The sequence below is a fragment of the Rhodococcus sp. IEGM 27 genome (assembly GCF_033142305.1).
GTDB lineage: Bacteria > Actinomycetota > Actinomycetes > Mycobacteriales > Mycobacteriaceae > Rhodococcus_F > Rhodococcus_F oxybenzonivorans.
Map to the genome: position 1 here is coordinate 697,500 of NZ_JAWLSG010000001.1, position 15,007 is coordinate 712,506.

The 15,007-nt window shown below is 67.3% G+C and carries 14 protein-coding genes; 1 reads left to right on the forward strand and 13 read right to left on the reverse strand.

From position 1 onward, the window contains the following. Positions 1–44: 44 nt before the first annotated feature. Entirely contained in the window at positions 45–1,073 is a 1,029-nt protein-coding gene (locus R4P95_RS03255; protein ID WP_317743573.1) for a HAMP domain-containing sensor histidine kinase, read from the reverse strand. Next, positions 1,070–1,756: a response regulator transcription factor gene (locus R4P95_RS03260; protein ID WP_317743574.1), complete on the reverse strand. Its 687-nt coding sequence runs from the start codon at positions 1,754–1,756 to the stop codon at positions 1,070–1,072. Before R4P95_RS03260 ends, R4P95_RS03255 begins: the two co-directional genes overlap by 4 nt. Before the next feature lie 179 nt (positions 1,757–1,935). On the opposite strand from R4P95_RS03260, the gene R4P95_RS03265 reads away from it, so the two are divergent. Continuing rightward, the gene (locus R4P95_RS03265) at positions 1,936–2,565 is read left to right on the forward strand and encodes a hypothetical protein (protein WP_317743575.1); all 630 of its coding nucleotides are present in this window, start codon (positions 1,936–1,938) and stop codon (positions 2,563–2,565) included. 13 nt (positions 2,566–2,578) lie between these two features. Here R4P95_RS03265 and R4P95_RS03270 read toward each other — a convergent pair whose 3' ends face one another. The 11 genes from R4P95_RS03270 to R4P95_RS03320 all read right to left on the reverse strand — a co-directional run bounded on the left by R4P95_RS03270 (position 2,579) and on the right by R4P95_RS03320 (position 14,973). Then, positions 2,579–4,852, reverse strand: coding sequence for an ATP-dependent DNA ligase (locus R4P95_RS03270; RefSeq protein WP_317743576.1), 2,274 nt, complete (start codon positions 4,850–4,852; stop codon positions 2,579–2,581). Positions 4,853–4,939: 87 nt separating this feature from the next. Continuing rightward, positions 4,940–5,371, reverse strand: coding sequence for an SRPBCC family protein (locus R4P95_RS03275; RefSeq protein WP_159919961.1), 432 nt, complete (start codon positions 5,369–5,371; stop codon positions 4,940–4,942). Positions 5,372–5,438: 67 nt separating this feature from the next. Further along, positions 5,439–7,073 (reverse strand): cation acetate symporter, encoded by a 1,635-nt coding sequence (locus R4P95_RS03280; protein WP_317743577.1) that lies wholly within the window; start codon positions 7,071–7,073, stop codon positions 5,439–5,441. Next, positions 7,070–7,432, reverse strand: coding sequence for a DUF485 domain-containing protein (locus R4P95_RS03285; RefSeq protein WP_317743578.1), 363 nt, complete (start codon positions 7,430–7,432; stop codon positions 7,070–7,072). The genes R4P95_RS03280 and R4P95_RS03285 overlap by 4 nt, the downstream gene beginning before the upstream one ends. A gap of 188 nt (positions 7,433–7,620) precedes the next feature. Continuing rightward, the gene (locus R4P95_RS03290; protein WP_317743579.1) at positions 7,621–9,378 is read right to left on the reverse strand and encodes a cation acetate symporter; all 1,758 of its coding nucleotides are present in this window, start codon (positions 9,376–9,378) and stop codon (positions 7,621–7,623) included. Between the two features lie 7 nt (positions 9,379–9,385). Continuing rightward, complete coding sequence (locus tag R4P95_RS03295; RefSeq protein ID WP_213573328.1) at positions 9,386–9,757, reverse strand: hypothetical protein; 372 nt, start codon at positions 9,755–9,757, stop codon at positions 9,386–9,388. Next, on the reverse strand, positions 9,742–10,554 hold the full coding sequence (locus R4P95_RS03300) for a LytR/AlgR family response regulator transcription factor (protein WP_397517665.1): 813 nt from the start codon (positions 10,552–10,554) through the stop codon (positions 9,742–9,744). The genes R4P95_RS03295 and R4P95_RS03300 overlap by 16 nt, the downstream gene beginning before the upstream one ends. A 33-nt stretch (positions 10,555–10,587) precedes the next feature. Continuing rightward, a complete protein-coding gene (locus tag R4P95_RS03305; RefSeq protein ID WP_317753811.1) occupies positions 10,588–11,751 on the reverse strand; it encodes a sensor histidine kinase in 1,164 nt (387 codons plus the stop codon). Further along, the gene (locus R4P95_RS03310) at positions 11,748–12,113 is read right to left on the reverse strand and encodes an MmcQ/YjbR family DNA-binding protein (protein ID WP_213573331.1); all 366 of its coding nucleotides are present in this window, start codon (positions 12,111–12,113) and stop codon (positions 11,748–11,750) included. The genes R4P95_RS03305 and R4P95_RS03310 overlap by 4 nt, the downstream gene beginning before the upstream one ends. Beyond that, positions 12,110–13,348, reverse strand: a complete 1,239-nt coding sequence (locus R4P95_RS03315; protein WP_317743582.1) for a lipase family protein — start codon at positions 13,346–13,348, stop codon at positions 12,110–12,112. Before R4P95_RS03315 ends, R4P95_RS03310 begins: the two co-directional genes overlap by 4 nt. After that, positions 13,345–14,973, reverse strand: a complete 1,629-nt coding sequence (locus R4P95_RS03320) for a Na+/H+ antiporter (protein WP_213573333.1) — start codon at positions 14,971–14,973, stop codon at positions 13,345–13,347. Before R4P95_RS03320 ends, R4P95_RS03315 begins: the two co-directional genes overlap by 4 nt. Between the last annotated feature and the right edge of the window lie 34 nt (positions 14,974–15,007).

Consider the following 15,007-nt stretch of genomic DNA (forward strand, 5'->3'; position numbering starts at 1 on the left):
GCGTCATCGCGGGACCGGTGGGTCCCGTATCTGGTGTGTTCGTGTCAACCGGCGGGCAGGGTCACCCGGATGCAGCAGCCGCGCACCGTGTCGACGACCTCGATGCGGCCGTCGTGCAATTCGACCGCCCAGCGTGCGATCGCGAGTCCGAGCCCGGTTCCCCCATCCGTCGAACCCCCGCGTGTGAAACGCTCGAATACCCGGGAGCGCTCGCCGGGGCTGATGCCGGGGCCGTCGTCCTCCACCTCGATGATCACACAACCCTCTTCCGGAGCGGGGCGGCCGCGCACTACGACCTGGGTGCGGGCGGAGCCGTGCCGAAGAGCGTTGTCGACGAGGTTCGTCACCGCCTGGTGGAGTCGCGCGACATCGGCATCGACGCAGAGGCCGGACGGCTGCACGTCCACTTGCACCCGCCGTGGTCCTGCCGGTCCCACCGCCTGACGAACCACATCCTCGAGGAAGTCCCGAACCGGGAACCGCTCGCGGTCGAGTTGCACGGCACCCTCTTCCAGGCGCGACAGGTCGAGAAGTTCGGCGACCAACCGGCCCAGCCGCTCGGTCTGATCGAGTGCCACCTGCATCCGAGCCGGATCGGGTTCTTCCACACCGTCGACCACGTTCTCGAGCAGTGCCGACAGTGCGGAAATCGGTGTGCGGAGCTCGTGCGAGACGTTGCCGATCAGTTCGCGGCGATAGCGGTCGGCTGCCTCGAGATCCTCGGCCATGGAGTTGAATGCGCGGGCCAGTTCACCGATTTCGTCTCTCGACGTCGACCGGACCCGGCGGGAGTAGTCGCCCGTCGCCATCGCGCGGGCCGCAGCCGTCATCTCCCGCAGGGGCGAGGTCATCCCGTGCGCGAGGATCTGGGTCACTGCTAACGACACCAGCATCGCCAGGGCGAGCGCGTATCGGAAGGGCCAGCGCGCCGTCACCCAGAACATCAGGGAGGCGAGAAACAGTGCCGCGACCACGAGTAGCCCGGTCTTGACCTTGAACGACCGAAAAGGATCGAGCGGTCGGGGCAACCTGTCGACGATCCGTCCGCCACCGACCCGGTCACCGGCGCTCACCTCTGCACGTCCAGCGCGTAACCGACACCATGGACCGTGCGGATGAGGTCGCCGCCGAGTTTGCGGCGCAGGGCCTTGACGTGGCTGTCGACGGTCCTGCTGCCGGCCACGTCACCCCATCCCCAGACCTCCGCGAGCAGCGACTCCCGGGAGATGGCAGCCCGTGGGCGAGAGGCGAAATGCGCGAGAAGGTCGAACTCCGTCCTCGTGAGGTGTATTTCGTCGTCACCGCGCCGGACCCGTCGCTCGACGAGATCCACCTCGAGATCACCCACCGACATCCCCGCCTGTCCGCTGGAGGCCGCCTCGGTGGCCCGTTCGGCGCGGCGCACGAGCGCGTGCACCCTGGCCACGAGCACCCGCATGCTGAATGGCTTGCTCAGGTAGTCGTCCGCTCCCACCCCGAGCCCGATGAGCATGTCTGTTTCGTCCGCTCGGGCGGTGAGCATCAACACGGGAACCGGCCGTGCGGCCTGCACCCGCCTGCACACCTCGAGCCCGTCGAATCCGGGCAGCATCACGTCCAGGACGAGCAGGTCCGGTTCGGAGGCCTCGCATTCCGCCACGGCACCCGGACCGTCCGAGGCCGTGACGACGTCGAAGCCCTCGGCACGCAACCTGGCGGCGACCGACTCGCAGATCGTCGCCTCGTCGTCGACGACGAGCACTCTTCGCTGGCTCATGCCCCGACTGTATTGCCCGCACGTGCGGATCCCCGTCAGAGCCTGTGAAGATTCTGTGCAGGTTTACCCGCGCACGGGGTGGTGGATCGTCACCCTGGGGTCGCTGTCGCGGCGTTCGTCTTCAGCGCACGCTTGAGTCATCAGCCCGGCACACCCCCTACCCACCGGAGGCCTACACCGTGACCACCACCGCAACCCGCATCGCACTCGGCACCACCGCCGCCATTGCCTTCTCGTTCGTGGGGACGGCAGTCGTCCTCCTCACCGGAGGACACATCGACGGCGCACCCTCACCGACTTCCGACAGGAGCAACTCGCAGCAGCGAGTTCTTCCCGGTATCGCTGCTGTGCCCGGTGCCGTCGCGGTGGATCCGGGTACTGCGGCGGCCGATATCGAGGTCGCGGCGCCCGGACCGGAGGTCGTCCCACCGATCGTCTTCGCGCCGGCACCCCAAGTCGCAGCGCCGCCGGTCGGGGTGCCCCAGGTCGCAGCACCCCCGGTCGTGATTCCGCCGATCGCACAACCGCCCGTCGCCAAACCGCCTGTCGTCGAACCGCCGGTCGTCGAACCGCCCGTCGTCGAACCGCCCGTCGTCGAACCGCCCGTCGTCGAACCGCCGGTCGTGGTGGATCCGGTCAAGCCGCCGAAGCGCCCGTTCCCCTTCCCCGGGAAGATCGACGACGAAGTCCTCTCGCCCGCGACCGATCCCTTCCCGGCCGGTGGCGGACCGAAGCCCCGGCCGCCGAGCGTTCCGCAGGCCCCCGGTGGAGTGGGCGGGTCCGTGGGCGGAACGACTGTCGGCGAGTGAGTGGATCGGAGCGCTACGATTCGTCCACCACATCCGCCGGACGCTTGTCTTCCCGCAACCCACGCCAACTCGGGTGTCGTAGTCGTCCGGCGCCGGTCCATTCCATGAATCGCACCTCCCCCACCAGGGTGGGTTTCACCCACACCGCACCTTTACGGTCAGCGGTCGGGAGGTCGTCGACGAAGGGGCTGGTTTCGGTCTCGAGCGGACCGAGGGTGGATGCGAGTTCGTCGAGGTCGCGCTGGGTGAATCCGGTACCCACCCGGCCCACGTAGCGCAGTCCGCCGTCCTGGGGGATTCCGAGAAGGATGGAACCGATCCCCCGGGAACGGCCGCCCTGCCCGCGCCGCCAACCTCCTATCACCGCTTCCTGGGTCCGCCAGTTCTTCACCTTGATCCAGCTCGACCCACGCTTGCCCGGCAAGTACACGGACTCACGACGTTTGGCCACCACACCTTCCCAACCGCGGCGGCCACTCTCCTCCAGCGCCTCCTCCGCCGTACCGTGTAGCTGCGGAGGCACCACGAGGTCGTCAACTTTCTCGGCGAGGGCTTCGAGCACCCGACGGCGGTCGGTGTACTTCTTCCGCAGCAACGACACACCGTCCAGGTACAGCACGTCGAACGCCAGGAAGTGGGGTTGGTTTCCTTGTTGGAGCAGGCCGAAACTGGTGATTCCGTGCTGATCGAAGGCGACCACCTCACCGTCGAGCACGACGTCGTGGTCGGCGAGAGCGTCTGCAAGCCAGCCCAATCCAGGGTAGTCGCGGGTCTTGTCGTTACCTGCCCGGCTGCGCAGACGCAGTTCTCCCCCACCGATCTCGGCGATCACTCTGATGCCGTCCCATTTACCCTCGAAAGCCCATTCGGCTGGATCGAGCCCGTCGAGGGTGCCCGGCGTCGCCAACATCGGTGAAAGATCCCGTGGCAGTTCGGCGGATGTCGATTCCCCCGTCGACTGGTCCTTCATCAAATGCATCAACCACTGATCACCTTTGGTGCGGATCAGCGCGAAACGACCCTCCACCTGCTCGCCGTGCAACTGCACGATCACTTCGTCGTCGCGCCACTTCTCGACGTCGTACGTGCCGGTGTCCCAGATCGTCATGGTTCCGCCGCCGTACTCCCCCTTCGGGATGGTGCCCGAGAAGGTCAGGTATTCGAGCGGGTGATCCTCGGTGTGGACGGCCAACCGGTTCTCACCGGTGGAGGTGGGCACATTCTTCGGCACCGCCCACGACACCAGAACACCTTCGCGCTCCAGCCGGAGGTCGTAGTGCAGGCGCCGGGCATGATGTTCTTGAATGACGAAACTGTTGCCCGCACCGGGGTTGACCTTGTCCGGCATCGGTTCCGGGGTTCGGTTCGGGTCGCGTTTGCGGCGATAGTCGGCCAGCGTCGCGTCGTTCTCCCACGGCGGGTCGAGATCGGCCAGTAGGTCACCGTCGGTTTCCCACCGCTCGAGCACTTCCGTGAAGCTCAACTGCCGTAACTCCGGATCGTCGAGTTCGTCCCAACTGCGGGGCGCCGCGACCAACGGCTGCGGTCGTCCCCGCAACGAGTACGGCGCGATGGTCGTCTTCGACGGATTGTTCTGACTCCAGTCGACGAACACCTTCCCGGCGCGAACCGCTTTGGCCATCGTGGCGGTGACCAGTTCGGGCATCAGCTTCTCCAGGCCCGTCGCCACCTGCTTCGCGACGGTCGACGCCCCCGACCCCTCCAACTTCCGGTCGAGGGGCACATACAGGTGAATGCCCTTGCTGCCGCTCGTCACCGGGAAGGCGGTCCAGCCGAGTTCGGCTACGAGGTCCCGGACGGCGCGGGCAACCTCGGCGCATTCCGGCAGACCCACGCCCGGTCCCGGGTCGAGGTCGAAGACGATCCGGGTGGCCGGCCCGCGCCGCGACCCGTCGAATCGCCACTGCGGCACGTGGATTTCGAGCGCTGCCTGCTGACCCGCCCAGGCGAGCGCCGCCACAGAGTTGAGAATCGGATAGTGCACGGAACGGTCGGAGTGTTCCAGGGCCCGTCGTTCCAGCCAGGCAGGGGCGGAAGCGGCCAGGTTCTTCTCGAAGAACGGGTCGCTCTCCACGCCGTTCGGCCAACGTTTACGGGTGGCAGCCCGATCGAGGATGTGGGGAATCATCGCGGGCGCGATTCGCGTGTAGTACTCGATCACCTCACGCTTGGTGGTGCCCGACTCGGGGTAGAGGACCTTGTCCAGGTTGGTCAGCGACAGCCGATGTCCGTCGACCGTCACCTGCCGGGTTCCCGTGTTCGCCATCGACACCCTTCCGCCGCCAATACATACATATTGTGCGCTGCGGGAGGATTTTCCTCGCTCCGATTCCGGGTCCGGCAGGTGTGTCGATCAGCCGTACAGCTCCACGAACGTCTGCAGCGACTTCTCGATGTCGCCCTTCAGTGCCTTCGCGACACCGGAGCCGATGGGTCCGAACAGCGGCGCGCCGCCCAGCTCGATGGTGAACACGACCTCGGAGCCGCCACCCTTCGCCTTCACTTCCAGCGTGAGGCCGAGCTTCACGCCGCCCTTGCCGTCACCCTTCAGGACCAGTCGCCGCGGAGCGTCATATTCCTTGATGGTCCACTTCACCCGGTTCCGCAGCCCCTTGACCGTGACGACGGAGCTGAGAACCGTACCAGCGGTGAGCGTTTCGGGAAGCTCGCTGCGCCAGCCGTCGTGCACCACGAACCACTTGTCGAACTCCTGCAGATTCGATGCCTTGTCCCAGGTGTCCTGGGGAGTCAGCGGGACGTCCGTCTCGACCGTAAGTTTCGCCATCGCTGCAGCCTAGCCGCCTGTGAGTACTTCTTAACCGCGGGCGGTTAAGAAGTACTCACAGGCGGGATCAGTGCGAGACGGCCTTCTCCACGCCGACACCGGTGAGTGAACGGACCTCCATCTCCGCCTGCTTGGCGGGATCCTCCGCCTTGCTGCGACCGATGTAGGTGCCGACAGCGCCCAGCAGGAACGCGAGCGGGATGGACACGATGCCGGGGTTGGCCAGCGGAAAGAAGTCGAAGTCCGCGGACGGGAACATCGACGACTTCTTGCCGGACACCGCCGGGGAGAAGACGATCAGCACGAGGCAGCTGACGAGGCCGCCGTAGATGCTGAACAGCGCACCGGTGGTGTTGAACTTCTTCCAGAACAGGGAGTACAGCAGCGTCGGCAGGTTGGCCGAAGCGGCGACGGCGAACGCGAGCGCCACCAGGAACGCGATGTTCTGCCCCATCGCGAGAATGCCCAGGATGATCGACACGACGCCGATCACGACGACCGTGATGCGCGACACCCGTACCTGCGACTCCTCGGAGGCATTACCGCGCTTGATGACACTGGCGTAGATGTCGTGGGCGAACGATGCCGAGGCCGTGATCGCCAGGCCTGCGACCACTGCGAGGATGGTCGCGAACGCGACCGCGGAGATGACTGCGAGGAAGATGGTGCCGCCCAGTTCGAATGCGAGCAGCGGTGCGGCCGCGTTCTCACCGCCGGGCGCGGCGAGGATGGTGTCCGGTCCGACCATCTTGGCGGCGCCGTAACCAAGGACCAGCGTGAACAGGTAGAACGCGCCGATCAGCCCGATTGCCCAGGTGACCGAGCGGCGAGCTTCCTTGGCGGTGGGGACCGTGTAGAACCGCATCAATACGTGCGGAAGGCCGGCGGTTCCCAGAACCAGCGCGATACCGAGCGAGATGAAGTCGAGCTTGCTCATCGAGCTGATGCCGTACTTGGCACCGGGGCTGAGCATGTCGCGGCCCGCGATCGCCTCGTTCGTGGAACCGGCGGCCGTGGCCTGCGCGTCGGCGAGCAGCTGCGAGAAATTGCCGCGCACCGCGAACAGGACGAGGAAGAACATGACACCGGCACCGAGGACGAGCAGCACCGCCTTGACCATCTGCACGTAGGTGGTGCCCTTCATGCCACCGACGAGCACATAGACGATCATCAACGCACCGACCACGGCGACAACGATGGCCTGGCCTACCTTGCCGTCGATGTTGAGCAGTAGCGCGACGAGTCCGCCGGCGCCCGCCATCTGCGCGAGCAGGTAGAACAGCGACACGACGAGCGTGGAGAGCGCCGCGGCCATGCGCACCGGGCGCTGCTTCAGCCGGAAGCTCAGCACGTCCGCCATCGTGAATCGGCCGGTGTTGCGGAGGAGTTCGGCGACCAGGAGCAGAGCCACCAGCCAAGCGACGAGGAAGCCCACCGAGTACAGGAATCCGTCGTACCCGTACACCGCGATGGCACCGGCGATACCGAGGAACGACGCCGCCGACAGGTAGTCGCCGGCGATGGCGAAACCGTTCTGCGGTCCGGAGAACTGACCGCCACCGGTGTAGAAGTCCGAGGCCTTCTTGGTGGTGCGGCTCGCACGGATCACGATGGTCATCGTGATCACGACGAAGGCCGCGAAGATCGCGATATTGAGGAGCGGGTTGCCGACGTCGGTACCGGCCGCGAGGGTGTTGATCACTTCACGGGTCCTTCCAGCTCTTCACGGATGGCGGCGGATCGGGGATCGAGTTCCCGGTTCGCGAACCGCACGTACAGGGCGGTGATCGCGAAGGTGGTCACGAACTGCCCGAGGCCGAGGATGATGCCGAGGTTGATGTTGCCGAGCACCTTGGTCGCCATGAGTTCGGAGGCGTAGGTGGCCAGGAGCACATACGCCGCATACCAGGCGAGGAAGAACGCCGTCATGGGAAAGACGAACCTACGAAGGCGGCGCCGCAACTCCTGGAACTCCGGACTCGCCTGCATGTCGAGGAAGGCTTGCGCATCAGGGGTGCGCCGCTTTTGCGACGCTCCCTCGCTGATATCGGCTGTGGTCACTGCTGACTCCTTGGTCGCACGCATGAAGTGAACTGAAAATCGACGGTACTGAGAGGTGAGTCACAACAACATAGTGTGGCGGCAGTCACACGCCGAACTGTCGGAGTGTGCGCCGAACGGTTACCCGACCGCGACGAGCGGCTTCACCCCTCGTGCGTGCTCGAGGAGTGCAGAGACTCGTCAAGCACTCACGGGGAGCGGAGCTCCCTCTCGCGGTCGGAGCCGACACCGAGGCGCTCGGGGGCGTGCATGCGGGTGAAGATCCGGCTGAGGTCGGCGGGGATCTGACGCTTCGTCATCTTGCTGACCAGCACCATCGTGGCGAAGGCCAGCGGCACGCTGACCGCAGCAGGGTAGGCGACCATCGCGGCGGGCCAACCGTCGGCGATGTCGTCGGGGACGCCGCCCACCACGACGACAGCTGCGGCAGTACCGGCGACGAGTCCCCCGGCCGTCATCCCGGCGCCCGCCCCGGCCGCGGTGAGTCCGCGCCACCAGATGCCGAGGACGAGTAAGGGACACAGCGTCGACGCCGCGACCGCGAAGACCAGGCCGACAGTCCGGGACAGGTCGAGCGACGTCACCGCCAACGACAGCGCCAGTGGCACGACCCCGGCGAGGGTCGCGGCAATCCGGAAGTCGCGGACCCGTCCACGCAGCACATCGGTGCTCAGTACCCCCGCGATGCTGACGAGCAGTCCGGACGACGTGGACAGGAAGGCGGCGATCGCACCGGAGGCGACGAGCGCGGCCAGCAGCTGACCACCCCAACCGGAGAACACCGAGCCGGGCAGCAGGAGCACCGCGGCGTCGGAGGTGCCGGTGATCAGCAGTTGTGGCACGTACAACCGCGCGAACACGCCGAGCAGCGTCGGGAACAGGTAGAACACCCCGAGCAGTCCGACGACGGCGAGGGACGTCAACCGCGCCGCCCGTCCGTCGGGATTGGTGTAGAACCGGACCAGGACGTGCGGAAGCCCGAGCGTGCCGAGGAATGTGGCAACTATCAGCGAATACACCTGATATGTCGGGTGCCCGCCCCCGAAACCCCATCCGGGCGTAATCCAGTCGGAGTTGTCGGCCGGTGCGCCCGCGACGACGGGAACCGGCGACCCCGCTTCGAGGATCATCGACGTGCCCTCGCCGAGATGGTGTTCACCGGGTGCCAGGGTGACGTCTTCCGTGTTCTCCACTCCGTCGATCGTTCCCGACCCCCCGACCGTCACGGGAGCCGAAACCTGCACGACGACGTCGGTGGTGATGTCGACGGTGGTCTGCTCGTCGACGGTGGGCGGTGCGGGTGCACCCAACTCGTGGGAGTCGGCGAAGAAGTACACCGACAACACCAGCGCGGGTATCGCGACCGCGGTCAGTTTGAGCCAGTACTGGAACGCCTGCACGAAGGTGACGGACCGCATGCCGCCGCCCACCACGTTGGCGATGACGATGACCCCGACCACCGCCGCTCCGACCCAGCTGGGGACGCCGAGGAGGATGTTCAGCGTGAGGCCGGCCCCCTGGAACTGCGGGACGAGGTACAGCGCGCAGATGACGGCGACGACGATCATGGCGAGCGTACGAACCCGAGCCGAGCCGAGCCGGAACTCGGCGAAGTCGGGCACCGTGTAGGCCCCCGACCTCCTCAGCGGCGCCGCGACGAACAGCAGCAGGCCCAGGTATCCGGCCGTGAACCCGATCGGGTACCACAGGGCGTCGGCACCGTACTTGGCGATGAGCCCGGCGACTCCGAGAAAGGATGCGGCCGAGAGGTATTCACCGGAGATCGCGGCGGCGTTCCAGCGCGGGCCGACGCTACGCGAGGCGACCAGGAAGTCGGAGGTGGTGCGGGCCAACCGCACGCCGTAGATTCCGATGGCCACGGTGGCGACGGCCGCCGCAGCCAGACCGGCCAACGTGAGCCAGGGAATCGGCTGGTCGGTGGTCACGGCGTGCTCAGTCGTCCACGAGTTCGGTGAATTCCTGCTCGTTGCGCTCGGCCTGCCGGATGTAGACCCACCCAGTCGTCAGGAGCACCGGATACACCAGGGCGCCGAGCACCACCCACGGCAGGCGAATCCCCAGCACGGTCGCCTCCGACACCGCGGGGAAGGACAGCAGGACAACCGGTACCGCGCACAGGACACCCGCGGCGAAGACGGCGAGCCGGACAGCGAGCCACAGCTGGGCGCGGACGAGCCCGCGGATCATGGCATCCCCGACCTCGGTCTGTTCCTGGACCTCGACACGGGTACGCACGATGCGGGCCCCACGCCGCTGCGCCAGCACCACTCGAACCCGTTCGGGCGAGCTCATCGCGCGGTCCATGACTGTTTCGGTGCCCGGACCAGGCGATCCTTGAGAATTCGCGTGTGCCGTCGACTGACCGGCAATTCGACGGACGGCAGATCACCGTGCGGGCGTAGACAGACGACGAGGCCGTTGCCGACGGTGCGAATTCCCGTGACCAGCGGCAGGGACACCAGGTAGGAACGGTGCACGCGGAGGAAACCGGCTTCGGCCCAGCGTGCCTCCAGCGCGGAGATCGGAATGCGCACGAGATGTGAACGGTCGGCGGTGTGCAGTCGCGCGTAGTCACCGTCGGCTTCGACCCACTCCACCGACGAACGGTGTACCAGAGTGGTGACGCCGCCGAGCTCGACCGGGATCACCTCGTCGGACACCGCCCCGGCTGCGGCGGGTTCCTTTCGGCGCCGCCGGCCTTCGACGATCCGCCGCACGGACTCGGCGAGACGTTCCTCGCGCAACGGTTTGAGCAGATAGTCGACGGCACCGAGGTCGAACGCGTCCACAGCCCGGTCGTCGTGTGCGGTGACGAACACGACCGGTGGGGGCGACGCGAAGTTCGACAGGATGCCGGCCAGCTCGAGGCCGTCGAGTCCCGGCATGTTGATGTCGAGGAACACGGCGTCGATGTTCCCGTCCCGGAGGATGCGCAGCGCCGTCGTGGCCTCCCCTGCGGTGCGGATTTCCCCGACGGCGTCCTGCGCGCGCAGCAGGAATGCCAACTCGTCGAGGGCGGGTTTCTCGTCGTCGACGGCCAGCACGGTGAGCGGCGCGTCGCTTCCGGACGCTCGGGGGGCCATGTCGTCAGTGTCATTCACAACGAAACCGATTTTCGCACGGACCCCACCGGGTCACGGGCGGATCCCCTGCCGGAACTTGGGAACGCGCATGCTCACCTTGGTGCCCGCCCCGGGCGCGGTCTCCACGACCAGCCCGTAGTCGTTGCCGAAGGCGGCGCGCAGCCGGTCGTCGACGTTGGCGAGCCCGACGTGCGCCGCCTCCTTCATGCCGGACGACTCGGCGACCGCGTCGAGCGACCCCGACCGCAGCAGTTCCGGGTCCATCCCGATTCCGTCGTCCTCCACGCTGATCACGCAGTCCGTACCCTCGTCGGCGGCGACGATGGTGACGGTGCCGCCCTCGGGTTTGCCGGAGATGCCGTGCCGCACCGCGTTCTCCACCAGCGGTTGCAGCGCAAGAAACGGCAGCACCACATTGAGCACCTCCGGGGCCACCTGCAGGGTGACGGCCAGCGTGTCACCGAATCGGGCACGTTCGAGGGTGAGGTATCGGTCGATGTTGCGGAGTTCGTCCGCCAGCAGGGTGTACTCCCCCGCCGACCGGAACGAATACCGGGTGAAATCGGCGAACTCGAGGATCAGTTCCCTGGCCCGGTCGGGATCGGTGCGCACGAACGACGCCACGGTGTTCAACGCGTTGTAGATGAAGTGCGGGCTGATCTGTGCGCGCAGCGCCCGCACCTCGGCGCGGTCGAGTCGCGCGCGAGACGCATCCAGGTCGGCCAGTTCGATCTGACTGCACGCATACCGGGCCACCTCCGTGACGGCGCCCAGAATGCCGGGCCCCGGGTCCTCCGTGGTGACCACCCCGAGCACTCCCACCACGCCGGTGGCCTCGATGAGCAGGGGCTGGGCGATCAGCGCCCGCACCCCGTGGTCACCGGCGCTGCGAACCAGTCCGCCGTAGGCGACGAGCACCCGGCGCTCCCCGTCGACCGCCCGGCTCGCCGCATCGTGGAGTTGTTCCGCCAACGCCTCGTGGGGGCCGTTCCAGGCGAGGAGGTGTCCGGCGGCATCGAAGATCGCGAGCGCCTGGGCACCCGTAAGCAGGCGCAGATGCGGCGCCGCCTCCTGCGCCGAGGTCTCGTCGAGTCCCTGCCGCAACGATCCGGCCGCCAGCGACGCCGTGTGCAGGGTGGTGTGGACCGCTCGTTCGGTGGGTGTGGTCAGCTCCTGCCTCGCCCGCAACCATTGCAGCAGCCCGCGACGGCTCATTGTCCGGCGTCCAGTCGAGCGACCAGCGTTTTCGGGGCCACGGTGCGGTAGGCCTCCTCGACGATGTCGGCGAGGTCGCGCCAATCCTGCGGCACGTCGAGGTACACGCCTACCCACCCGCGCCCGCCGACGTACGGCGGCACGAAGAAGCGCTCCTCGTCGCGCCGAACCCAGTCCTGCTGCGCGCCTGCGGGAGCGGCGGCCCAGAACGACAAGCGGTCGTCGTGGTGATGGTCTGCGAGAGTCGCGAATTGGGGTGACCGGCGGACGAACCATGCGGGTTCTCCGTGACTGACGCGTTCGGTCGCCTCGGGCAACGCCAGGCACAACGCCCGCAGTCGGTCGATCACCGATCCGCTCACCGTGCGCCGCCGTCACAGGTGTTCGGCGCCTGCTCACCGGCGAAGCGGTCGGCAATCCATTGCACCGCACCGGGCACGGCGCGTCCGTCGGCGTGACCCTCCCCGGGTCGGGATTCGAACTCGATGACGTCGCCCTGCGCACACGCGTTGTCGACGGCTTCCGAAGTCCATTGCGGCAGAATGAGATTGTCTCGCTCACCGACCACGACGAGCATCGGGCCTTCGGCGCGCTCGCGTGGCAGTGCGATCTCCTCGAGCCAGCCGTTCATCCGTTCGGCGGCGGCCTCCGTGCGCGGTCCGGTGTCCACCGGAGTGAGCTGGGTTGCCACAGTCCACTTCTCGGAGAGTCTCGCCGTGACGCACGACAGCGTGATCTCCTGATTGTCGGCGAGCGCGCCGCGCATGTAGTCGGCCGGATCGAGGTCCGGATGGAGCACCGAGAGCCCCTCGAGTAGGTACGGCAGGAACATCTTCTGCGGCAACGACAACGGGGCTGCGGTTCCCTCCGCCATGATGCCCGACAGATCAGCCGCGGGCGACAGGTTGGCCGAACCCACGAATTCGAGCCCGTCCCCGTAGTCGTCCGCGTGTTCGGCCGCCGCCCACGACGCCTGACCGCCCTGGGAAACCCCGAGGGCCGCCCAGCGCGTCGAGGCCTCGGGCACCACGTTGCGGGCCGCGCGGACGGCGTCGATGAGGTTGTATGCCGCGGTGACGGGTTCGAGGTAGGGGTGCGGGCCGTCGGTGCCGAGACCTTGGTAATCGCTGACGGTCACCACATACCCCCTCTGCAGGAGCGGCACGACGAGTCCGGTGGTGCCCGACAGCGTCGGTGACGCCGACGGCGCGCAGTCGTCGGTGACCCCGGTGGTGCCGTGCCCCACGGTGACCACCGGCCAACCGTCCTCGGGAGCGGGTCCTGCCGGTGTGAACACGGTGCCCACCACTTCGGTACCGGCCCCGTCGACTCCCGACGTCGACCGATAGACGACGCGGGTTGCCGTTGCTCCCAGATTCGTGATCGCCGGGTCGATGCCGGCCACGGGGGTCTGCATGGTGAGCGCGCCGCGGTCGTCCCCGGTGGGGGCCGGCGGCAACGCGGGGGTGGAGGTCGCTGCGGGAGCGGAGGGCGGCGGGACGGTCGCCCCGTCTGCGCCGCACGCTGCGAGCACTACGACCCCGGCGACGGCGAAGATCACGGGCCATCCCGCACGCGGCCTCGACAGACCTGTCATCGCGCACCCCATTCTCGACGCCGTCGGACCCGCTCTTCTGCTGCAGCCTCTTCCACGTCGAGGCTTTCCAATACGGTACGCATTACCTCGTCGTCGAGACTGCCCGCGTCACGGGCATCGATCAACGCCTGCCGCTGCGCACGCAGCGCTGCCCGGCGGATGTCGTCGAACACCACGCCGGCCCGCGCCTTCTCGCCGGGCTCTTCCGCTTCTTCGGCCTGCAGGCGTGCCCGCATCGACCGGCGTACCCGCGACAGAATGTCGGTCACCTCTGCGGAGTCGATTCCCGAGGGCGGATGCTCGGCGCAGTCGTCGAGAAACCGTTCGCCCGCCTCGCGTGAAATGGTGCGCGCGTGCTTCACCTGTTCCTCTTCCCGTTGACGTTCGAGGGGGTCTGCCAGATCTAGCATTCGAATCAGCAACGGCATGGTGGCGCCCTGGATGAGCAGGGTTCCCACCGCGACGACGAAGGCGATGGCCTGGATGACTTCCCGTCCCGGGAAAGGGGCTCCGCTCGCGACCGTCATCGGAATCCCCGCCGCTGCCGCGATCGTGACGACTCCGCGCATGCCGGCCCACGACACGACAAGGCTTTCGCGCCAGCCGAGTTCCACGGTGTCGCCCGGTGTACGTACCACCAGACCGATGTGGCGGCGAAACCGGTGCAGCAGTATCCACGCCGGCCGCACCGCCATCACCACGACGAGGACCGCGAACCCGTAGAAGAAGATGTGGTGCACCGGCAATCCGTTGTCGCGGACGTCGACGATGACGAACTTGAGTTGCAACCCCATGTAGGCGAACACGAACATCTCGAGCACGAGATCCACGCTTTCCCAGAGGGACCGCTCCTGTATGCGGGTGGAGACCGAGGCGTCGGTTGCCTTGTGGCCCATCAGGAATCCAGCCGTAACCACCGCGAGAACGCCGGAGGCGTGCAGTTGCCCGGCGGCGAGGTACGCCGCGAAGGGAAGCATCAGCCCCAGGACCGTTTCCAGTGGCGAGTCGTACATGCGGCGCCGCACCCACTCGACGATCTTGGCGAGGACCAGCCCGACGAGCACTCCACCGATCACCTCGTAGGCGAAGAACAACACCGGGTGAACCGGTACATCCGTTCCGACCACGGCCGAGACGGCCACGGCGAACAGTGTCAGAGCGGTGGCATCGTTCACCAGGCCCTCACCGGTGAGAATGGCGATCACCCGATTCGGCAGCCCCAGTCGGCGGCCGACGGCGACAGCGCTGACCGCGTCCGTCGGCGCGACCACCGCCCCGAGTACCAGTGCAGCCCCCAACGTCAGCTCGGGCGACAACCACGAGGCGAAGAACGCGACGGCGAATGCCGTGGCCAGCACGGTGAAGATGCCGAGCCGCAGAATCGGCCCGAGGTGGCGACGGAAGGTGGCCACCGAGAATTTGAGGGCCGCCGAGTACAACAGGGGCGGCAGCACGACTCCGAGGATGGCCTCGGGGTCGAGTTCGAGGCGCGGAAGGCCGGGAATGAAGGAGGCGATCGCGCCGATCGTGACCAGAACGAGGGGCGGCTGCAGATCGCGGCGCTTGGCGAGACTCGTCACCGCGATGGCCGCGATGATGACGAGAAGCACGAGGACGCCGTTCACAGTTCGATTGTGCCGTGCCCGCCCCGAGCTCGCG